Origin of the sequence: Pseudomonas sp. TSRC2-2, from assembly GCF_049897785.1 — a bacterium.
Lineage (GTDB): Bacteria > Pseudomonadota > Gammaproteobacteria > Pseudomonadales > Pseudomonadaceae > Aquipseudomonas.
Genome location: NZ_JAFCWZ010000006.1, coordinates 128,715 through 146,854, shown reverse-complemented (window position 1 = coordinate 146,854; position 18,140 = coordinate 128,715). Strand labels below are relative to the sequence as shown.

Here is an 18,140-nt window from a genome sequence, read left to right as displayed (position 1 = left end):
GTGTGTCCTATAGAGGTTGTGCTGGACAGGCGCTGAGTCATGTCTGCCGGAACTCGACGGTCAGGTGGCTGACTTCGTGAACTGTTTTGAGACGCTCACGAATGCTCTCGGCGTTCACAGTGGCTTCACCTAGAACGCTGACGATCGCCGCGCACGCTTGAGGTCCCACCCTCCAAACGTGCAAGTCTGTAATGGTAGCGCCACCAGGTTTCTCAACGAGTTCGCGGATTTCCTCGGCAACGTGCGCGTCGGTCTGATCGAGCAACACGCCCGCAGTTACCCCCATCAAGGTCCAGGCCCAACGCGCGATAACGATAGCGCCGACGATACCCATGACCGGGTCGAGCCACACCCAACCCAGATATCGACCGGCAAGCAAGGCAGCGATGGCCAGAATCGACGTCAGCGCGTCTGCAACGACGTGGACATAGGCGGACCTCAAGTTGTTGTCGTTTCCGTTGTGGGCATGAGGGTGATCGTGGTCGTGCCCATGTCCATGTCCATGCCCATGCCCATGCCCATGACCCAGCAGCAGGGCACTGACAATGTTGACGAGCAAACCGACAACGGCGATGAGGGTCGCGGTGCCAAACTGAACCGGTGTTGGCTGCAACAAACGCATGAACGATTCAACGCCAATGCCCAACGAAATCATGCCAAGAATCAGCGCCGAGGCGAACCCGCCCAAGTCTCCAACCTTTCCTGTACCGAAACTGTAGCGCTGGCTGGTAGCGTGGCGTTTTGCGTATCCGTAAGCGGCCGCCGCGATGCCCAATGCGCCGGCATGGGTTGCCATGTGGAAGCCATCGGCCAGTAACGCCATCGAACCCGTGATATAGCCGGCGGTGATCTCCCCGATCATCATTACCACCGTGAGTGCTACAACCCAAAGCGTACGCTTGGCATTCTCGTCGTGCGCTGAGCCTAGAAACACGTGGTCGTGTGTGTAATCGATGTCGGTCCTGCTCATACGTGTTTACCTGGATGCATTCACTTGGAGTACCGGCGGATAGCTTCAAGAAGCTCTTCGACGCCCTTGTTACGCTCTTCTTCGCTGAGCGCGGGGTTCGCGACATGTGCTCGTGCGTGATCCTCGATGATCTCCTCCATCAGCCCGTTGATGGCACCCCGAGTGGCCGCAACAAGATGTAGTGTCTTGGCGCAGTCGAAGTCCGATTCCAATGCTCGTTCAACAGCTTGAATTTGCCCGGCAATACGTTTTACACGTTTAAGAAGATCGTCTTTGTGTGATGCGATATGACCCACGCTATACCCCCCCTACCTATATAGGGTCGCATGATAGGCCTCCCCCCTATACCTATGCAAGGTTCGCGGGAGGACAGATCAAAGCCGTTGACGAAACGAGAGGCATACAAAATCGTTGGATCAAGCGAGAGAGCCGCAATGTTGCCGTTAGCCGACCTTTACCGACGAGAACAATAGGGCGCACTCCTGGAAACCGTTCAAATGGTAGCGAGCTAATTAGCAGCCGAGTGGTCAAGTCCCGTAAAACTTCTCGAAATCTGCGCTCACGGCTTTGATTAGATAATCGTTGACCTTGCCATGGTGTCAACGTCGATGCTGTCGCTGCGGGGAAAAGACACCGCTCAGCACGAGGGTAATTCACATGGTCGTCTTAGATGTATCAGGCATTGGTTGCGGCAGCTGCGTCGGCAAAATCACCAGAGCGATCCAGGCACTGGACGACAACGCTACGGTCTCCGTCGATCGATCAACCGGTAAGGTGAGTGTTGAAAGTAGCGAAAACGCTGAACAGCTCCGTAAAGCTGTGGAGGCTGTTGGTTTTCCTTCCAAGATCAGCCATTGAATGGAGACGCCTGCTCCTGAGTAGAGCGTCGTCTGATGGTGAATACCTTTGAATCCGAAAGTACCTGAGCCGCTGTATCGGCCAAAGTTGGCTCGCATGCGCCTATGCTGCTAGTCACCGCGCAGAGCTTTGAGCAAACCCTTGAATGCTCCATTTAGCCGAGTAAAAGCGGCATCGAAACGTATCGCGTTTTCCGTGTATTTCGCGACCTCGACCTGCTGATCGACAGTATTTTGGTCCAAGGCAGGCTGAGCCGGCGTGCTGTAAAGCAAGTCGCGCCCGTATATAGCCACCGCCGATTCTTTCTTAAGAAAATGCTTTGCGTTTGTTGTTTTCAAAGAAAACGCAGTGGTAGCAGGTTCTTTGGTTTGGCTGGCGAGCACAGTAGAAAAATCCAAGTCTTGGGCTTTGAAGTTCGGAGTGTCAGCGTTCGCGATATTGTTACTTAAGATCTCAGCTCTTTGGCCACGATAAACTAACGCTCTTTCTGCGGAGCCTAATGCTTTCTCAAAATTAATACTCACAATTAATCACCCTCGGTGGCATTACTATCTTCTTTGATCATTGAACACCCAGCTGTTGCAGCAGAGCATTCAAGTCTCCTATTAATTTTAATGCAGAGACCTAGAACATCGCCTCCGTGAGAATTAATGGAACCCAAAGCAATGATTACACTTCAATCTTATATTCAATAAAAGTCGCGCAATGCGAAAAGATGGAGACCATACGTATTAAATAGCGTGTACTTCAAGAAAAATATTCCAAACTGACACAACTGTAATATTGGCCTAAGCTTCCTGACAGGGGGTGTCTCTTATAGTCCAACTGAGTCTTTTGCTCACCCCCAAAGAGTCCAATCCATGATGTGATTCAGAGGGGATATTTTCACACATCTGAGGTAGCCCATATGAACACCATCAAAACCTTGTTCGTCGTCGCAGCGCTGACTGTTTCCACTCTGGCCATGGCTGAAGGCGGTGGTGACCGGACTTTCGCACGTATGGAAGTGGCCAGGACGAATTCGATGGAATCGTACCAGGTAGCTCAAACGCAGAGCGCTCAACCGCCTGTCGCTGAAAGCAAAGCCAAAGCGATGGACCATAAAAACTGCTGAACGATCAGGCACGCGGCCAAGCTGACAGAAATGTAATCACGAAGGTGGTTTAGATGTGGCAATTTCTGAGCTCGCTTGCAATGAAAAATTCGTCTTTTTTTCGGTACGCGAAGCTCATCTTGCCAACTCACGGGTTGATTTGAACGGCTCCCTTTTGACTGATTGGAAATAAACGGCATGCATTCCAAAACCTCTAGACGGACATTCGTTAAAGGCCTGGCCGCCGGCGGCATCCTTGGTGGCCTTGGTCTGTGGCGCACTCCTGTATGGGCAGTGACCAGTCCCGGCCTGCCGAGCGTCCTCACCGGCAACGAATTTGATCTGTTTATTGGTGAAACGCCGGTAAACATCACTGGCTCGCCGCGCACAGCCATGACCATCAATGGCTCGTTGCCGGGGCCTTTGCTGCGTTGGCGCGAAGGGGAGACGGTCACTCTGCGCGTGAAGAACCGTCTGGATCAAGACACCTCCATCCACTGGCACGGCATTATTTTGCCTGCCAACATGGATGGCGTACCGGGTTTGAGCTTCCACGGCATCGCGCCCGACGGCATGTACGAATACAAGTTCAAGGTGCATCAAAACGGCACGTACTGGTACCACAGCCATTCTGGGTTGCAAGAGCAGGCAGGTGTTTACGGGCCAATAGTCATCGATTCGAAAGAGCCTGAGCCGTTTCAATACAATCGCGACTATGTGGTGATGCTGACTGACTGGACCGATGAGGATCCTGGGCGCGTCATGGCCAAACTCAAGAAACAATCGGACTACTACAACCACCACAAACGTACCGTGGGCGACTTCATCGACGACGTCAGCAAGCAAGGTTGGTCTGCTGCCGTCGCCGACCGGAAAATGTGGGCCGAAATGAAAATGAACCCAACTGATCTGGCAGACGTCAGCGAGGATACTTACACCTACCTCATGAATGGCCAAGCGCCGAACGGCAACTGGACCGGTATTTTTAAGCCTGGCGAGAAGCTACGCCTGCGCTTTATCAATGGCTCAGCGATGAGCTATTTCGATGTTCGCATTCCTGGTTTGAAAATGACCGTGGTGGCGGCCGACGGCCAATATGTCCAACCAGTCAGTGTCGATGAATTCCGAATCGCCGTGGCAGAAACCTATGATGTGATTGTTGAGCCTGCCACCGAGGAGGCTTACACAATCTTTGCCCAGTCCATGGATAGAACCGGCTATGCGCGGGGGACCTTGGCAGTTCGTGAAGGACTGAAAGCACCGGTACCGGCGATCGATCCGCGTCCGCTGTTGACCATGGATGACATGGGCATGGGCGGTATGGCTGGCATGGACCATGGCAGCATGGCTGGCATGGGCGGCGGCGATATGAAACAGGGTGACATGTCAGGTATGGCTGGCATGGATCACAGCAAGATGCAGGGAATGGACCAAGGTGACATGACCGGGATGACCGGCATGGGCAGTGGTGACATGACCAACATGGCCGGCATGGACCATAGCAAGATGGCAGGTATGGACAAAGGTGACATGTCCAACATGGCCGGCATGGACCACAGCAAGATGGCGGGGATGGACAAAGGCGACATGTCCGACATGGCCGGCATGGACCACAGCCAGATGGCAGGGATGGGCGGTATGGGAGGCGAGATGCAATCTCACCCAGCGTCCGAAACCAACAACCCGTTGGTTGACATGCAGGCCATGAACCCAACGCCAAAACTGAACGATCCAGGTATCGGTTTGCGGAACAACGGTCGACGGGTGCTCACTTACTCAGATCTGAAGAGCACTTTCCAGGACCCTGATGGCCGAGAGCCCAATCGCACCATTGAGCTGCATCTGACCGGTCACATGGAAAAGTTTTCCTGGTCCTTCAACGGCATCAAATTTTCTGATGCTGAGCCCCTTCGTCTCAAGTACGGGGAGCGTCTTCGCATCACCTTGGTAAACGACACCATGATGACGCACCCCATCCACCTTCATGGAATGTGGAGCGACCTTGAAGATGAAAACGGCAAGTTCATGGTACGTAAGCACACAATCGACATGCCACCGGGTACCAAGCGCAGCTATCGAGTAACCGCCGATGCTTTAGGTCGCTGGGCCTATCACTGCCACCTGCTTTTCCATATGGAAATGGGCATGTTCCGTGAAGTACGGGTTGATGAGTAAAGGAGACGATCTGTGAGCACACACCTAAATCGTAAATCGCTGATCGGTTGCCTCTTTGCTTTTGGCCTGATGGGTGGATTCTCCTGCGTAGCATTGGCAGTCGAAGAACGTGGTGATCCTTCACCTGCTACTTCTGCGGATGCGCCGAACAAGACTGCGACCACGTCAAACGAGGCAACGCCGAATCACGCGACGATACCTCATACCAAGATGCGCCATGAGTCGATGGATCATGACCATGAAAACAAGAAGGCGGATTGAGATCATGACCAAGAATTTTTTACGCCCAACGTTGATGGTATTGGCAGTTTCTACGAGTCCTGTCTTCTTTGCCGTGGCTCACGCCGCTGAAGAGATGGATCACTCGAAGATGAACCATGGCTCCATGGGAGCGATGGACCATAGCAACATGGGGGCTATGGACCACAGCAAGATGAAAATGGACGACGGTCAAATGACCGGCATGGAAAGTATGGATGAAGGGACGACGACAACCAGTCGAACCCCTGTCCCCGTACTTACCGATGCTGACCGTGCAGCCGCCTTTCCAGATGTCGCTGGTCATGGTGTCCACGACAAAACAATCAACTCTTTCATGCTGCTGGATAAGTTTGAATACCAGGATGCTGACAACGGTAGTGCGTTGGCTTGGGATGCGAAAGGATGGATCGGCGGTGACATTGATCGACTGTGGTTGCGCTCGGAAGGCGAACGTACCAATGGCGTGACGGAAAGTGCTGAATTATCCGCGCTCTGGGGGCACTCCATCGGACCGTGGTGGGACGTCGTCACCGGTGTACGACAGGATTTCAAACCAGGGTCTCCTCAAACCTGGGCCGCACTCGGCATTCAGGGCATGGCCCTCTACAACTTCGAGGCCGAAGCGACTGCCTACATCGGTGAGAACGGTCAATCGGCTGCTCGACTGGAAGGCGATTACGACATTCTGCTGACGAATCGATTGATCTTGCAGCCGACGGCCGAGGTCAATTTTTATGGGAAGAATGACCCTCAGCGCGGCATCGGGTCCGGATTAGCCAACACCGAAGTGGGGCTCCGATTGCGTTATGAGATTGTCCGCCAATTTGCCCCTTATATCGGGGTGAGTTGGAGCCGTTCCTATGGCAATACGGCAGACTTTGCACGTGAGGAAGGTGAAGATGCCAGCGAGGCACGCTTTGTCGCCGGTATCCGGATGTGGTTCTGAGAACCGGGCATGAAGATTACACTGAAGGCACTGATAGCTGCTGGTCTGGCCACCGTAGCAGCGACTGCCGGCGTGGTATATTTCGGCGTGATCAATGTCGGGGCGGATGATCCCCACTCTGCCCCTGTCTACGCGCTACTTTCTATTGCTCGGGATCGCTCGATCGAAGTGCGCTCGCGCGACATTCAGGTCCCCGACCTGAGCCAAGAAGCCCTCATCCGTGAAGGTGCTGGCAACTACAACTCGATGTGTGTCGGTTGCCATTTGGCTCCGGGCCTTACAGGCACCGAACTGAGTAACAGCCTTTACCCCGCACCTCCGAACCTTTCAAAACTGGGCGTCGATGGGCACCCAGCCGCAGCTTTTTGGATCATCAAGCACGGCATCAAATCCACCGGCATGCCCGCGTGGGGCAAAAGCATGGCCGATCCGTACATATAGGGGATGGTCGCATTTCTCCAGCAGCTTCCGTCACTTGATACAGAGCAATACAAAGCCCTGATCACGAGTAGCGGTGGCCATCAACACGGTGGTGGCGAAAGCGTGATGCACAACCATGAGGGTCAACATGGAACGACCCAGGGGCAAAGTGGCGCAGGTGCTGCCAACCAAAGGGCGGAAGTCCGCGCTAATGATGACGAGAAAAACACGGCACATGCCCATGGCCCCTCCGCAGCGCCGTCTGCAAAGGAGCCTGCGGACCACGCCGATCATAAGGGTAGGGAAGCTTCAGATGACGCGGCCCCGACTCCAACCGTACAGCCCAAATCACATACACATACTGATGGGAAGGAACATACCCATGCGAAATAATTCTCTTCGTCGCAGACGGGCACTTCGTCTCGCTGCTCTCGTGGCTCTGTTCATCAGTTCAGCCAGTCACGCAGCAGAGCCATTGACGATCGATGTACATCGCGACGCTAATTGCGGATGCTGCAAGAAATGGGTCCAGCACCTTGAAGCCAGCGGCTTTACCGTCGTTGATCACGTGGAAACCAACATGAGCGCGATCAAGCGCGGTCTCGGGATTTCTCCTGAGCTCTCGTCCTGTCACACAGCAACCATCAACGGAAAGTTTGTTGAAGGTCACGTGCCCGCCGAGCAAATCATTGCGATGAGCAAACGTGATGACCTGCTCGGGATTGCCGTTCCAGGCATGCCGGCCGGCTCCCCAGGAATGGAAGTGGACGGGAAACATGACGCGTATAACGTAATCGGCTTGTCAAAGGCAGGCACAGACCACGTCGTTGCTGAATACCCCGAAAACTGATCTTCTAATCTCACTCCTGCATGGTGAAGGTCATGGCCGTGCAGAGGACATAGCTCATTTCGAACGTAAAAAAGGCGCCACTAGGGCGCCTAAACCACCTCCCAAACCAAAGGAAAAACAAGGAGGCGGGATGTATCAGGTGGTCGAGCAATTGTTTACTGCACGTTAGAAACCCTTCGACTGACGGAATGATTTCATAAAATGGATAACTTCAGGCTTTCCTGAAAATTACTTCTACGTCAGCGAGCAGTAAGCTAGTTTCGGACAAAGGAGAATTATGCAGTTCTTAAATAATTTCATTGTCTAGCTTCCATGGGGGCAGTTGTCGGCCATGACCTTATATTCCACGGTGTTAAGCTTGCCCGTAGAGTCTTCATAGGTCATGCGCGAAGGGGCAACCCCACAGGTTTTATTGGCTTGCGTGACACTGACGACCTTGTGGATATCGAGGTTCATACCATATTCATAATGAACAACTTCAGGAGGAGTCTTGCCGTTCCTTGAGGCATATTGCTCCATTGCTTGTTGGTTCTCTTGCATCATTCGACCATACACGCGGTCACCGCCACCTTCAGCCATGGCTAATGAAGATAAGGTCAAAATCGAAGCGGCGCAAAACGCTTTCACTGCTGTCATTGCTTTCATGATTTTCTCCTAAAGCTCAATTTACTGAGTTAAAGAGTAACAAGTGAAAGCTTTCAGAAAGCTGCCGCGAAGGTTACTAATGTGAAAGGTGGACGCTACCCCGCATTTACGCTTTCAAGCCAGATGGGATTTTTGTTAACACCAAAGGTTGGCAGACGCTGACGGAACAAAGATGCCCTCAAAAGCTTATTTGAACCGGTGGTCCCTCCCAATTCCTCGATACGCCGGTAGACCTGAGCAGGGCCTCCGCGTCGACCCCGGTTCTTGCCAGGCTTTCCAGATCCCACTCGAAGAAACTGCAAAAAACCAGGAAAACCTTGCTTGATACCGCTGAGGTCAATCTTACCGTCGAGTAATTCACGGGGAGCTTCATCCTGATGAGTTCAGAGACAGTCCACACCAAAGTTCTTAGACGAAAATGCCATACTGACTCCTGATGAATTTTGATCTGTTGATAAGTAAGAGGGAACCTCTGCTTGCGTAGATCCAGCTCATGAGGTAACGAACCTGGGAGCAGCGATTGCAAATTCCGAATGTTCACTCTCTTCGGATCTTTCGTAACTTTATACAGCTCATCTACGCCCGCTTCGATAAGGGCTGCATAGGCGTCGTCTCTTGAGTCGACGGACTTTTCGACCTTAACTGTAGCTTTTTTAGGGGCATGGAGTTTTGCCATTAACCATGCGTTATCATTTTCTAGAATCCATTGCGTAGGTTTGTACGCCTTCTTCCAGAGGTACTCGATATTGGCATCGGTACGTAGCGCTAAAAGCAACTCGATTTTTTGGCGATATCTAGTTTTTTGACTAAGACGCGATTCTTCGACTTTGGGCGCTCGCGGAGAAACAGCGGCACTCAGCAGAATAGACTCATTCTTCAGAGCCTCTTCAAAGCCATCTGCACTGGAAAACAAATGAAGAGCAATGATCAAATGCCGCGCGAGCGGCATATTTAGCTGACCTTTATCTGATTTGAGCCGGATCCATTGCTCATGCTTTCCGGTGTTGTAGGCTGGATCAATCTGCGCCAAAAGCTCATCGCCGTAAGCGCTTTGGATGCTGTCGAATAGTTTTGCGATACCCGCATTTTTTCCGAAAATGAATCCGCGTTTCTTGCATTGGCGGACGTAGCACGAACTTAATACCGTACTGCCTATCGGAGGGATATTGCGTTGCAGGATATCGTGTGCGAACAGAGCGACTTTCTGTTCCATCTTTGACCCCTTGTGTATTGCTGCGCTGTTTAACGGGCTCCAGCCGCATGCGCATGGCTCAGTCAGATTGGGAAGCAGCTTCAATTTACGGTAGAACGGGCGAGAGCACTCGGGGCAGGCATGGATCAATGCGTCGCCATGACGCCAACAGACGGCAACACCGGGTATCTGGTGAGATCGATGCCAGTAGGCAGAACCCCGCTCAATCAAATCTTCCTGAACGCAGGTAGGACAAAGCTTAGCCTTGCCATGGGTGGACTCTTCTCTGCGGGGCACCCGTACCACCCCGTCATAACCCAGTGGCCCTACGTCGTTCTCTGGCCCCTGCTTAACCCCAAGAAACGGTCGGTAAGCAGGAAAAGTAGTATTGCTTCTGATCAACTCTGCGAGATTGCTCTCCGATTGCCCCGGCAGCCTGTGCGCGAGCCTCTCGATCTGCTTGGGTACGATGCCACCGATGCAAAAGGGTTTCGATGCGAACAAATCGCGATAGGTTTCCGTCGCGGTTCTGTTACCTGACAGATAGTGATATCGGGTGACACGAGAGTAAAGCATTTCATCCGGCATCGAAACGGGGAAAAATAATAGATCAGACATCATTTACCGATTAAAGGTAGGGCTCGAAGAGAATGTGCATCCGGGGGCAGTATATATGCAACCCCTAAAATTCTGCATCCGGTCTGGATTTGAAATGACAAGCCGCTCAACTTTGAATCGTAGTGAATTCATCTAAATCCTGCCGCGCCCGTATTCCTCGAATACAAAACACGTATCGATAAACCCGCGTAGGTCAGCCCATGCCGGTTGCAAAACTATTTCCGTTGATCGCGGGTTAGTACGTTTACATGCTGATCGTGATGATCCAGCGTATGCCGGACCTATTCTGGAGGGGAATTTTTTCATTAACAGAAAAATAATGGGTTTATGGTGAATTGATTTAGAACTTTTTAGATGGAGGGGGAATGCCCAGCTGGATTACAGCATGGGTCGAATGCTCGCGACCCTGTAGAGCGAAGAACGTGATACAGCCTTGCCCTCTGAGAGCAATTGGCGTCTAGCCCATCGCAGACGCCTATCGTGAAAGCCTTCGATTGGTTCACATACTTTTTCGAGCATTGCTGCACACAGAGGAAGCTTGCAAAGCTGCTTTTCGAAGCGAGAAAGAACATGAAGCTCCCGACCTATCCTGGTACGCGAAATGCGGACAGGCTTACCCGCAAGAGCATAAAGCGCGTCGGCACACTGACGGACTTCGCCGGCCAGTCTCGCATCGAGGGCAGCGAACATTTCGGTGCTATTTAGACGAGGCGTACGATGGGGGCTTGGGTTTGCAGTTGACTCCGAAAGCCACTGCTTATCGTGGCGATACAGCCACGCATACCCCCTGCATGCATGTGCTTTGTAAAATCGATAATCAGCCTCGAAAGCCGCGCGTCTTGCGCATAGCTCAGTGTGAAATCGTGCCTCCCTCCAAGCATCTTGCCCGCCGGGTACATTTCTGATGTGACGATAGACATACGCTGATGAAACGCCTAGAACGGCAGCGATCTTTTTGGCATCAGCTCCTTCAAGAGCATGTTGCCACACAGCGGCTGACGAACAGTCCAGGCCTTCACCAGGCATCACCGGAGAAAGGCGCGCGTGAAGCCGAATGTGAGCTTTCGGATCACATGCCACCGCCTCTTTCACTGGGCATTGACCATGAAGCAAGCTCACCATTTCAACGCCCAGAGCACCGGCCAATAAAATGTATTTGAGCGGATGGTGAGAGGTTATAGGCGTACGAAGCAGCTTCGTGACCCATGAGGCGGGTGTACCTGCACGAACATCTCCGAGTATAGAAAACTCCCATTCTCGCGGGAGTGCAGCAAAAAAATCGGCCATGTGCTGCGCCAGCATGTGCAGGTGCAAGCGATGGTTATCAGAAGCAAGGTTGAGCTGCGTTGCCCTGTGTAAAAGCGTGAAGCGCACCGCCTCCGCCGACAAAGCAGTGACGTCAGACTCGAGGACCTGAAGTGAGCGCAACGCTATTTCGTGAAGCGGTGGCATGCACCGCAACGGGGTGTCGAGAAGTACTGTGTGTGCTTGCACATTCTCATCATTGGGCAGATTGAGTTGTCGAGAGCTGCGGCTGGACCAGCGAGGATCAAGGATCCTGAGTGACGTACCGTGATGCGGACATACCAGCACGCCTGGAAGCATGTGGACCCTGTGCCAGTAAGCGACTCCCCGTTGAGCCTGATCTTGTGCGATACATTCTGGGCATAACCGCACTCGGGAGGCGAATCCAATACGGCTCGCGTTGACGCCCAGCTTCAACATCAAGCCTTTCCCATCAGCGGTCATCAGCGTCCGAGCGTGTTCGACCTGGCTCATCCTCAAAAACGGCGCATAGTAGGGTAATAATGTGTGGCGCATGAGGACCTCGGCTACCGATAGCTCAGTACCGCTGGGTAGCGCATCGACAAAATCCCCTAAATGACTCGGGAATGCCACATTTTGCGAAAAAGCTGCCGCCGATTTCAGTCCGGCAAATGCTGCTTGGCAATTACGAACACCGCAAAGACGGGCATAACGAGAAATCACGCTGTGCAGCGTCTCGTCGGGAAACGCGGCGGGGAAGAAATGGAGTTTAAGTTGCACTTCACCCCCCCTCCGACTCACGCTTTGTGATACATCGGTGAGAACTCAAACAGGTCCTCGTTGAGCCAGCCCGCAGCGCGCAGAGCGTCGAGGGGAGCGTCATGTTCGCTAAGCGCTTTAGCCTCTGAGTTTTCCACAGCAGTAGCAATCGGCGATGGGTGATCTTTCGCAAAAATGGTCGGAGATGGGTCTACCGGCTTCTCACGGGATACAACGCTTCGAAGCAAGGTGAGGCGATCCTCTCGTGCCAATCCATCGAAAACCATCATTTCGCTCAGCTGATCCTCAATCGGCAGCAAATCGTCAAACTGTCGCATCCGCTTCGGATCACGGCTACGCAGAGCTGAAAGGGCTGGCTTTAGAATCTGCATTTTTGAGTTGCTTACCTTCACCAGGATCTCGGCAGTCAAACACTCCGAGCCACTCTGGACCGCATAACGCTGACTCAATACCAGCAGCTTGACCAGGAAATCCGTGACGCCTTGAGTGTGCTCATACAGCGTGTCAAAAATCTCGTCGGTCAGCTCAGCCGTCTGTTTGCACCACTGATAGCTCCAGAGATTTTCGACCAACAACCGCCACTCCTCATCATCCTTTTCGAATCGTTTGAATTCGAGCGTACCAGCACCACAAACTCGGCGGGCAGTCCGCATGGCTTCTGAGAACAGGCTAATCGTCGAGTTCGTGCCACTGAAAACCACCGGGATACCGATGTTGTTTACCAAGTGCAGGAAAAAATTCAGCATGCTCTCCTTACCACCGGTTTTCGCCAGGTGGAGGTTTTGCAGCTCGTCGATCAACAAGGCGCCGATGAAAAACGTGCTGGCCACCTGCTCCATCTGTTGCAGCGCATCATTGATGTTTCGATGCCGGTAGCGCTTGTGGTAGTCCTTGTCTCCTAGAGCGTCTCCAACCGCATAAAAAAACTGCTGGCAAAATCCAGCCAGCGATCCATCCCGAGGGCAGTCAAGCTTCAGCCATGTGATTTGGGTATGAACAAACTGCTTTCCCTCATAGCGCTCATGACGGATTGTCTGTGGATAAAGGCTCAAGATGGCGTGGAGTGCCGTTGACTTGCCAATGCCGCTCAGGCCGACGACCGTAAACGTTTCTGCAGTGGACTTGAACGCATCGTGGTAACGCTGAGCTCCCGATAAAGAATGCAAATGCCGGACGGTAGCGGGCGACATCGGGTTACGCCCGACATACCCTCGACGGATGAGCAGTGAGAACAGGGCCTCCAGTTCCAGATGTAGCAAGAACGGCTGTACGACGGTTCTCAGCCTGTCGATACAGTGAATTCGAGTGGCTCCTTCGAGCGTCAGCTCTTTCGGATCCACCGGCTGAGGAAAGTTCGAAATCAGTTCAACAGCCGCCGCCTCCGACAATATCGGAGGCAAAGCTTCGATAAGCGGGTTACCCGCATACTCACTAATGTCCTGTCTGACGTAATTGGCAAACGTCTGTGCACCTTTCATTTTGCCTGTCCTGGCCGAATTCTTTTGAGCAAATCGATAACCTGAGCGGTGCGCTCACCGGCATATGAATCATGCGCTTTCTGTGTCGTTTCAGATTGAAGTGAAGCTGGCTCCACCCTGACGCCTTCAGGAACAACCGCATTTTCACGCTCGCGGAGACGTTCTTCTGCGCGGTTCTCGCGGATGTTTCCAGTGGCCTCTGCCTTAGTAGGCGGAGCAGGTTCCTGTTTTCGTTCTGCGAGCGCGTGACTGATGATCTGGTGGACCTGATCGCTAAGCTGCACACGGCTTTCCAGCTCAGCTCGACGGCGAGTAGGCGGTTTTTGGCGATAGGCTTCGAGCAGATCAAAAATCTCGTCCGAGCGATAATTCGCGTAACCGGCATCCGATCGTCGAAGATCACAACGGATAAACTGCTTGGCCTCTCCTTGAATCCAAATGTGTGCCGCAGAGTTCGGATCGAACCAACACTCTATTGACCAAACGCCCCCTTTGCGAGCCTTGGCAAACCAATCTTTCTCTATGGCCATATCACACACGTAGTGCATGCCGCGAAACATCACTCCGCCCTTTTGAACGGTCGCGCGCTCACGCGGTAAAAGGTGGAGATAAACCAGCTCGTCGGGACGTTTGTTGGATTCGATCAGGTCGTTGTCGCAGGCCCAATTCCATATACCGTTAGGCGTAGGTTCTACGCCGTCATTCATCATCGCTTGAGTCAGTCGGTCAGGCTGTCGATGGTGACGGTTATAGTGGAGCACGCAATTGATGAGGATTTGGGTGAACTCTTTGAGGTTCAGCGTGGCATCGAGCCGGTAATCTCGCTCGCCGCGCTCTTTGTCCCGCGCAGCTACCCCGCCAGGTAGCCACCTGATACCCGTCAAATCATTCAAAATGCCAAACCGACTTTCTACCATAGGCTTCCAATCAGGCCGATAAGGTGGGGCAGTGCCCATCTCAATTCCCAACCCTGAGGATAACCCCTCTGCTGCGAGTGACAGCATCTCTCCCCGGTCGGCGTAAATCTGGTGGGGCAGGTGGTGACAATTCCAATCATCTGCATTGATGTCAACGCCGTTCTGAGCGCAGAACTCGACTTTGGAGGTAAACGCGTTGAACAGCGCTTGTCTCGCCCCATTCCAACTAGGGCCCTCCAATCCTACATAGAGACCAGCAATTATTCCGGAGAAACTATCCACTACGATATAAACAACGGGCCGACCAATGAGCATCCGTCTAGAGTAGCTGTTGACCAAATAAATATCGGCAATCGTTGCGTCGATTTCGAACTGATGACAGGGTCCACGCAGCCAATCTCGAACGGTACCTGAAAGCGGACGGCAATCCTTTAACCACCTCCTCAACCCTTTACGGCCACGCTCGGTTTCAATCTCGTCGAAAAAAATCTGTCCCCAATATTGGAACTGCCTCAAGCTGGGGAGTTCTGAACCAGGCAACAAACGAAGCTCTTCTTCACTGTTTTTAGAGATGTCTCGAACAGAGTAGAATCGTCTCAACATTTCGTCATATGCGCTCGAAATAGATGATTTCTTATCTCTTACATAAAGAGCATATCCAACACGGATGCATCGTTTATCAACTGCACTGAGCATCTTGGAAGGCGAAGTAAGAACGCCTTGAAATTTAGGCTTTCGCCCTGGTGGCCTGCTCGGATCATATTTTCTATCGGCAACACCTACCGCCGTATAATTATTAAGCAATGAGTTGCGAACTTGACCATAAAACCAATATCGGTAAAGAAGCCGATAGATCGTTTTCCGCTGGATTCCGAGCTCTGACGCCCGTCTGCTAACAAGCCGGCCTAACTCACCTCGTACAAATATTTGTCCCGGGTATTCAGGATCTAATAGAGGGGCGATGACGGCCCACTTTTCGTCCCGGCCTTGCTTGGCTCTCTCATCCAACTGTTCCTCAAGCACAAGCATAAACTCGGGCGTGGTGATGGCTGCTGGTTTGGTGTGACCAGACGCTATCGAGCGACGCAGCTCATCCAGACCAACCGCGTACGGCTGCCGGGGTGGGTCAGCTAGATCCATCAAAACTGCTAAGTCATGCGTTTCATCCTGGTAAAGGAGCCTGGCTATCGTAGCAATGACCGACAGATCGGTTACAGGCTCGAAAACGTCATTAACGAGAACAGTCATGATAATTTCTCCTTCAACGATACTTGGACAGGGCCCGGTGAAACTTCGAAGCCAGGAACTAGACCAGTAAGGTGGAGAGGAGTGTTAACCAAATCGATTTTCAGTATCTTGTTCCAAACCAGATGAAAGAAAATTGCTTGAGCGTCTATATAGGAAATGGACAGAAGTGATGCTATTTTTCTTAGGCTCTGTACGTAAACCCAAGAAATACGATTTTCTGTAAAATACACCGCCATTAAAGCCAGGAGGCCAAGATGGCAAAGCGGTATGAACTTCCCGACGCAGCCTGGGATCTGGTTGCAGATATCTTCACCAAAAATCAGCGCACCGGGCGCCCTCGGGCCGATGATCGCCTGATGCTAAACGGTATTCTCTGGGTGCTTTGCTCTGGCGCAGCCTGGCGAGACATGCCCGAACGATTCGGCCCTTGGTCAACGATCTATCAACGGTTCCGGGGATGGCGTGATTGCGGAGCTTTTGATCAGATGCTCAAGCGTCTTCATATCCGATTGAATGAGCAGGGTTTGATTGACTTGGAAACATGGATGATCGACTCCACTGCCGTACGAGCAACCCGGGCCTCATCAGGTGCCGGGAAAAAAGGGGATTTGAAGAACCGCAAGACCACGCGCTCGGGCGCAGCCGGGGTGGCCTGACGACCAAGATTCACATGCTGTGCGACGCCAATGGTGTGCCTCTGCGTTTCCTGTTGTCAGGCGGACAAGCCAGCGATATAGCCTATGCCCAACCGCTACTCGATCAGGCTTGCATACCCAGCCTGCGCGGTCGCCCACGCAAGCGTTGCCGCTGGTTGCTGGCTGACAAGGGTTACGACGCTGAAGCGCTGCGCCAGTATTGTGATCGTTATCGCATGCAGCCAGTCATTCCGTTGCGAAGCATGAAGCGCAAAACCAAGCCAGGATTGCCTCGACTTTTTGATCGCCCCAAATATCGGCAGCGCAACATCATCGAACGCATGTTTGGCTGGCTGAAGGAGAACCGTCGCATCGTGACGCGCTTCGACAAGCTCGCAACAAGTTTTGCGGCGATGGTCTCATTGGCCTGCGCTATGCGGTGCTTGCGACAATACTTTACGTACAGAGCCTAGACAGGTGGCCAAGGTCCACGAATATTCCCGGCTGTTTACAAGGCACTCGATAAAACTCGAATGCAACGGCGCTTTCATTAAATCACGAGAGAGCTTCGAGTACCTCCTGATTAGTCCAAGATTTTTAATCAAATCTCGTGTAAAAAACTCGTCTGTTACGATTTTCCAATCAACACCTTGGCTTTCCCAAAAACGCTTTTCAATTTCAAGTTTTTCAAGCGTTCTTTTACTTCCATTGCCAATTAAATCGGAACGATACTTCACCGTCCTAGCTACCGATTTGAAGTTTCCGCTCGGGTCCTTAACAGTTAACAGGAAGTCTGTTGTCATCACATAAGGCAGTGTTGTTCTAGGGTATCTTGGATAGCGTACATCGATCGCCGACGCTATCGCTTGCGCACGCTCTGTGGGTAGTAAAGGGTATTGCTCCCGTATATCCACGACGTCTTCAGAAAATTCACACACAAGGAAGTACGAACGCTCGAGATCTGACAGGAGGTGATGAATCCTCTCGATCTTCACGCCTTGAATCTTGTGCGAACGACCTATCGACGGGACATCTTGTACCCGCAGCCAAGGCACGTAGCTTGCCCCGGCGCCTTCGCCAAATCCATTTGCAATGTGCCGTTCAATGTCCTGCTGTGATGCAAACTTACGACCTCGCAACCCACGCCTCCTCAGTCGATGCGGACCGCTTCACCTCGCGCCGAGAAAAAGTCGTAGAAGGACACGACCGGCAAAGCGGCCGTATACAAAACGTTTTCTAGACTACACCCGCTGAAAGTTGAAGCGATGATTCCAGACCAAAGGGAAAGCCTGGAAAGGAAAACCCCCGTAGATACGGGGGTTTGAGCCTTGTGTCAATCTATGTTCGCCAGTGTCAAACTTTATTGTTTTGTGTCAATCTTTATTGTTAAAAACCAGTGCCATGGTCGCTCCTTCGATCATTGGACGCGAAAAGCGCGCCCTGGTACTGCAAAAGGCCCAATCAAGGGCCGGTGGTGTGCAGCGTTTTCCTAGGCTTGCTCGACGTTTTGCCAGTGCAGCTCTACACCTGCTAATTCGCTTGCCGCTGCCTGCGCATCGCTCAGGTTTGAGAAGTGTTTTGGTAACCCTGGATAAACTCGAACACCTGCGCGATTTGAATTGCATTGCAACGCAAAAGGCTTGAACAGACGATTAAGAGTCTCGATTCCCAGCATTCTTTGCGCATCCACTTGGGCGATGTATTTGCATCTCGGGATCATGTGCATAAATTTCCTATGCAAGCGGCTTCGGAGCGCGAGACATCACCAATCCGCAGGCAGTGCACAGG

15 protein-coding genes and 3 pseudogenes are annotated in these 18,140 nt (G+C 52.4%); 8 read left to right on the top strand and 10 right to left on the bottom strand.

What is annotated here, in order from left to right; genetic code table 11:
* Nucleotides 1-37: 37 nt before the first annotated feature.
* Nucleotides 38-970: a CDF family Co(II)/Ni(II) efflux transporter DmeF gene (dmeF, locus tag ACP7D9_RS13885; protein ID WP_019816891.1), complete on the bottom strand. Its 933-nt coding sequence runs from the start codon at nucleotides 968-970 to the stop codon at nucleotides 38-40.
* A gap of 20 nt (nucleotides 971-990) precedes the next feature.
* Nucleotides 991-1,266, bottom strand: coding sequence for a metal/formaldehyde-sensitive transcriptional repressor (locus ACP7D9_RS13880; protein ID WP_019816892.1), 276 nt, complete (start codon nucleotides 1,264-1,266; stop codon nucleotides 991-993).
* 361 nt (nucleotides 1,267-1,627) lie between these two features.
* On the opposite strand from ACP7D9_RS13880, the gene ACP7D9_RS13875 reads away from it, so the two are divergent.
* Complete coding sequence (locus tag ACP7D9_RS13875; RefSeq protein WP_019816893.1) at nucleotides 1,628-1,828, top strand: heavy-metal-associated domain-containing protein; 201 nt, start codon at nucleotides 1,628-1,630, stop codon at nucleotides 1,826-1,828.
* A 110-nt stretch (nucleotides 1,829-1,938) separates the two neighbouring features.
* Here the strand turns inward: ACP7D9_RS13875 and flgB are convergent, their stop codons facing one another.
* Entirely contained in the window at nucleotides 1,939-2,352 is a 414-nt protein-coding gene (gene flgB / locus ACP7D9_RS13870; protein ID WP_019816894.1) for a flagellar basal body rod protein FlgB, read from the bottom strand.
* 383 nt (nucleotides 2,353-2,735) lie between these two features.
* Between flgB and ACP7D9_RS13865 the strand changes: the two genes are divergently transcribed.
* The 6 genes and pseudogenes from ACP7D9_RS13865 (at nucleotide 2,736) to ACP7D9_RS13840 (ending at nucleotide 7,573) form a co-directional block, all read left to right on the top strand.
* The gene (locus ACP7D9_RS13865) at nucleotides 2,736-2,942 is read left to right on the top strand and encodes a co-regulatory protein PtrA N-terminal domain-containing protein (RefSeq protein ID WP_019816895.1); all 207 of its coding nucleotides are present in this window, start codon (nucleotides 2,736-2,738) and stop codon (nucleotides 2,940-2,942) included.
* 177 nt (nucleotides 2,943-3,119) lie between these two features.
* Nucleotides 3,120-5,096: a copper resistance system multicopper oxidase gene (locus ACP7D9_RS13860; RefSeq protein WP_019816896.1), complete on the top strand. Its 1,977-nt coding sequence runs from the start codon at nucleotides 3,120-3,122 to the stop codon at nucleotides 5,094-5,096.
* Nucleotides 5,097-5,108: 12 nt separating this feature from the next.
* Nucleotides 5,109-5,357, top strand: coding sequence for a hypothetical protein (locus tag ACP7D9_RS13855; protein WP_131670796.1), 249 nt, complete (start codon nucleotides 5,109-5,111; stop codon nucleotides 5,355-5,357).
* The gene (locus tag ACP7D9_RS13850) at nucleotides 5,329-6,303 is read left to right on the top strand and encodes a copper resistance protein B (protein WP_019816897.1); all 975 of its coding nucleotides are present in this window, start codon (nucleotides 5,329-5,331) and stop codon (nucleotides 6,301-6,303) included. The genes ACP7D9_RS13855 and ACP7D9_RS13850 overlap by 29 nt, the downstream gene beginning before the upstream one ends.
* Before the next feature lie 9 nt (nucleotides 6,304-6,312).
* Nucleotides 6,313-7,116 (top strand): annotated as a pseudogene (locus ACP7D9_RS13845) (c-type cytochrome).
* Nucleotides 7,106-7,573, top strand: a complete 468-nt coding sequence (locus ACP7D9_RS13840) for a DUF411 domain-containing protein (protein WP_032872163.1) — start codon at nucleotides 7,106-7,108, stop codon at nucleotides 7,571-7,573. The pseudogene ACP7D9_RS13845 and the gene ACP7D9_RS13840 overlap by 11 nt, the downstream one beginning before the upstream one ends.
* 303 nt (nucleotides 7,574-7,876) lie before the next feature.
* Here the strand turns inward: ACP7D9_RS13840 and ACP7D9_RS13835 are convergent, their stop codons facing one another.
* The 5 genes from ACP7D9_RS13835 to ACP7D9_RS13815 form a co-directional block, all read right to left on the bottom strand.
* Nucleotides 7,877-8,209, bottom strand: coding sequence for a DUF2790 domain-containing protein (locus ACP7D9_RS13835; protein WP_032872197.1), 333 nt, complete (start codon nucleotides 8,207-8,209; stop codon nucleotides 7,877-7,879).
* Nucleotides 8,210-8,396: 187 nt separating this feature from the next.
* Nucleotides 8,397-10,028, bottom strand: a complete 1,632-nt coding sequence (locus tag ACP7D9_RS13830; RefSeq protein WP_225568932.1) for a TniQ family protein — start codon at nucleotides 10,026-10,028, stop codon at nucleotides 8,397-8,399.
* Nucleotides 10,029-10,406: 378 nt separating this feature from the next.
* Nucleotides 10,407-12,074: a TnsD family Tn7-like transposition protein gene (locus ACP7D9_RS13825; RefSeq protein WP_082060923.1), complete on the bottom strand. Its 1,668-nt coding sequence runs from the start codon at nucleotides 12,072-12,074 to the stop codon at nucleotides 10,407-10,409.
* Nucleotides 12,075-12,091: 17 nt separating this feature from the next.
* A complete protein-coding gene (locus tag ACP7D9_RS13820) occupies nucleotides 12,092-13,552 on the bottom strand; it encodes an ATP-binding protein (protein ID WP_019816907.1) in 1,461 nt (486 codons plus the stop codon).
* Entirely contained in the window at nucleotides 13,549-15,717 is a 2,169-nt protein-coding gene (locus tag ACP7D9_RS13815; protein WP_045061251.1) for a Mu transposase C-terminal domain-containing protein, read from the bottom strand. The genes ACP7D9_RS13820 and ACP7D9_RS13815 overlap by 4 nt, the downstream gene beginning before the upstream one ends.
* Before the next feature lie 254 nt (nucleotides 15,718-15,971).
* On the opposite strand from ACP7D9_RS13815, the pseudogene ACP7D9_RS13810 reads away from it, so the two are divergent.
* Nucleotides 15,972-16,825, top strand: a pseudogene (locus ACP7D9_RS13810) (IS5 family transposase).
* Here ACP7D9_RS13810 and ACP7D9_RS13805 read toward each other — a convergent pair.
* Both ACP7D9_RS13805 and ACP7D9_RS13800 read right to left on the bottom strand, forming a co-directional pair.
* Nucleotides 16,799-17,491: pseudogene (locus ACP7D9_RS13805) on the bottom strand (TnsA endonuclease N-terminal domain-containing protein); the annotation flags it as partial. The pseudogenes ACP7D9_RS13810 and ACP7D9_RS13805 sit on opposite strands and share 27 nt — an antisense overlap.
* Nucleotides 17,492-17,841: 350 nt before the next feature.
* Entirely contained in the window at nucleotides 17,842-18,078 is a 237-nt protein-coding gene (locus ACP7D9_RS13800; protein ID WP_426158015.1) for a hypothetical protein, read from the bottom strand.
* Nucleotides 18,079-18,140 lie beyond the last annotated feature (62 nt).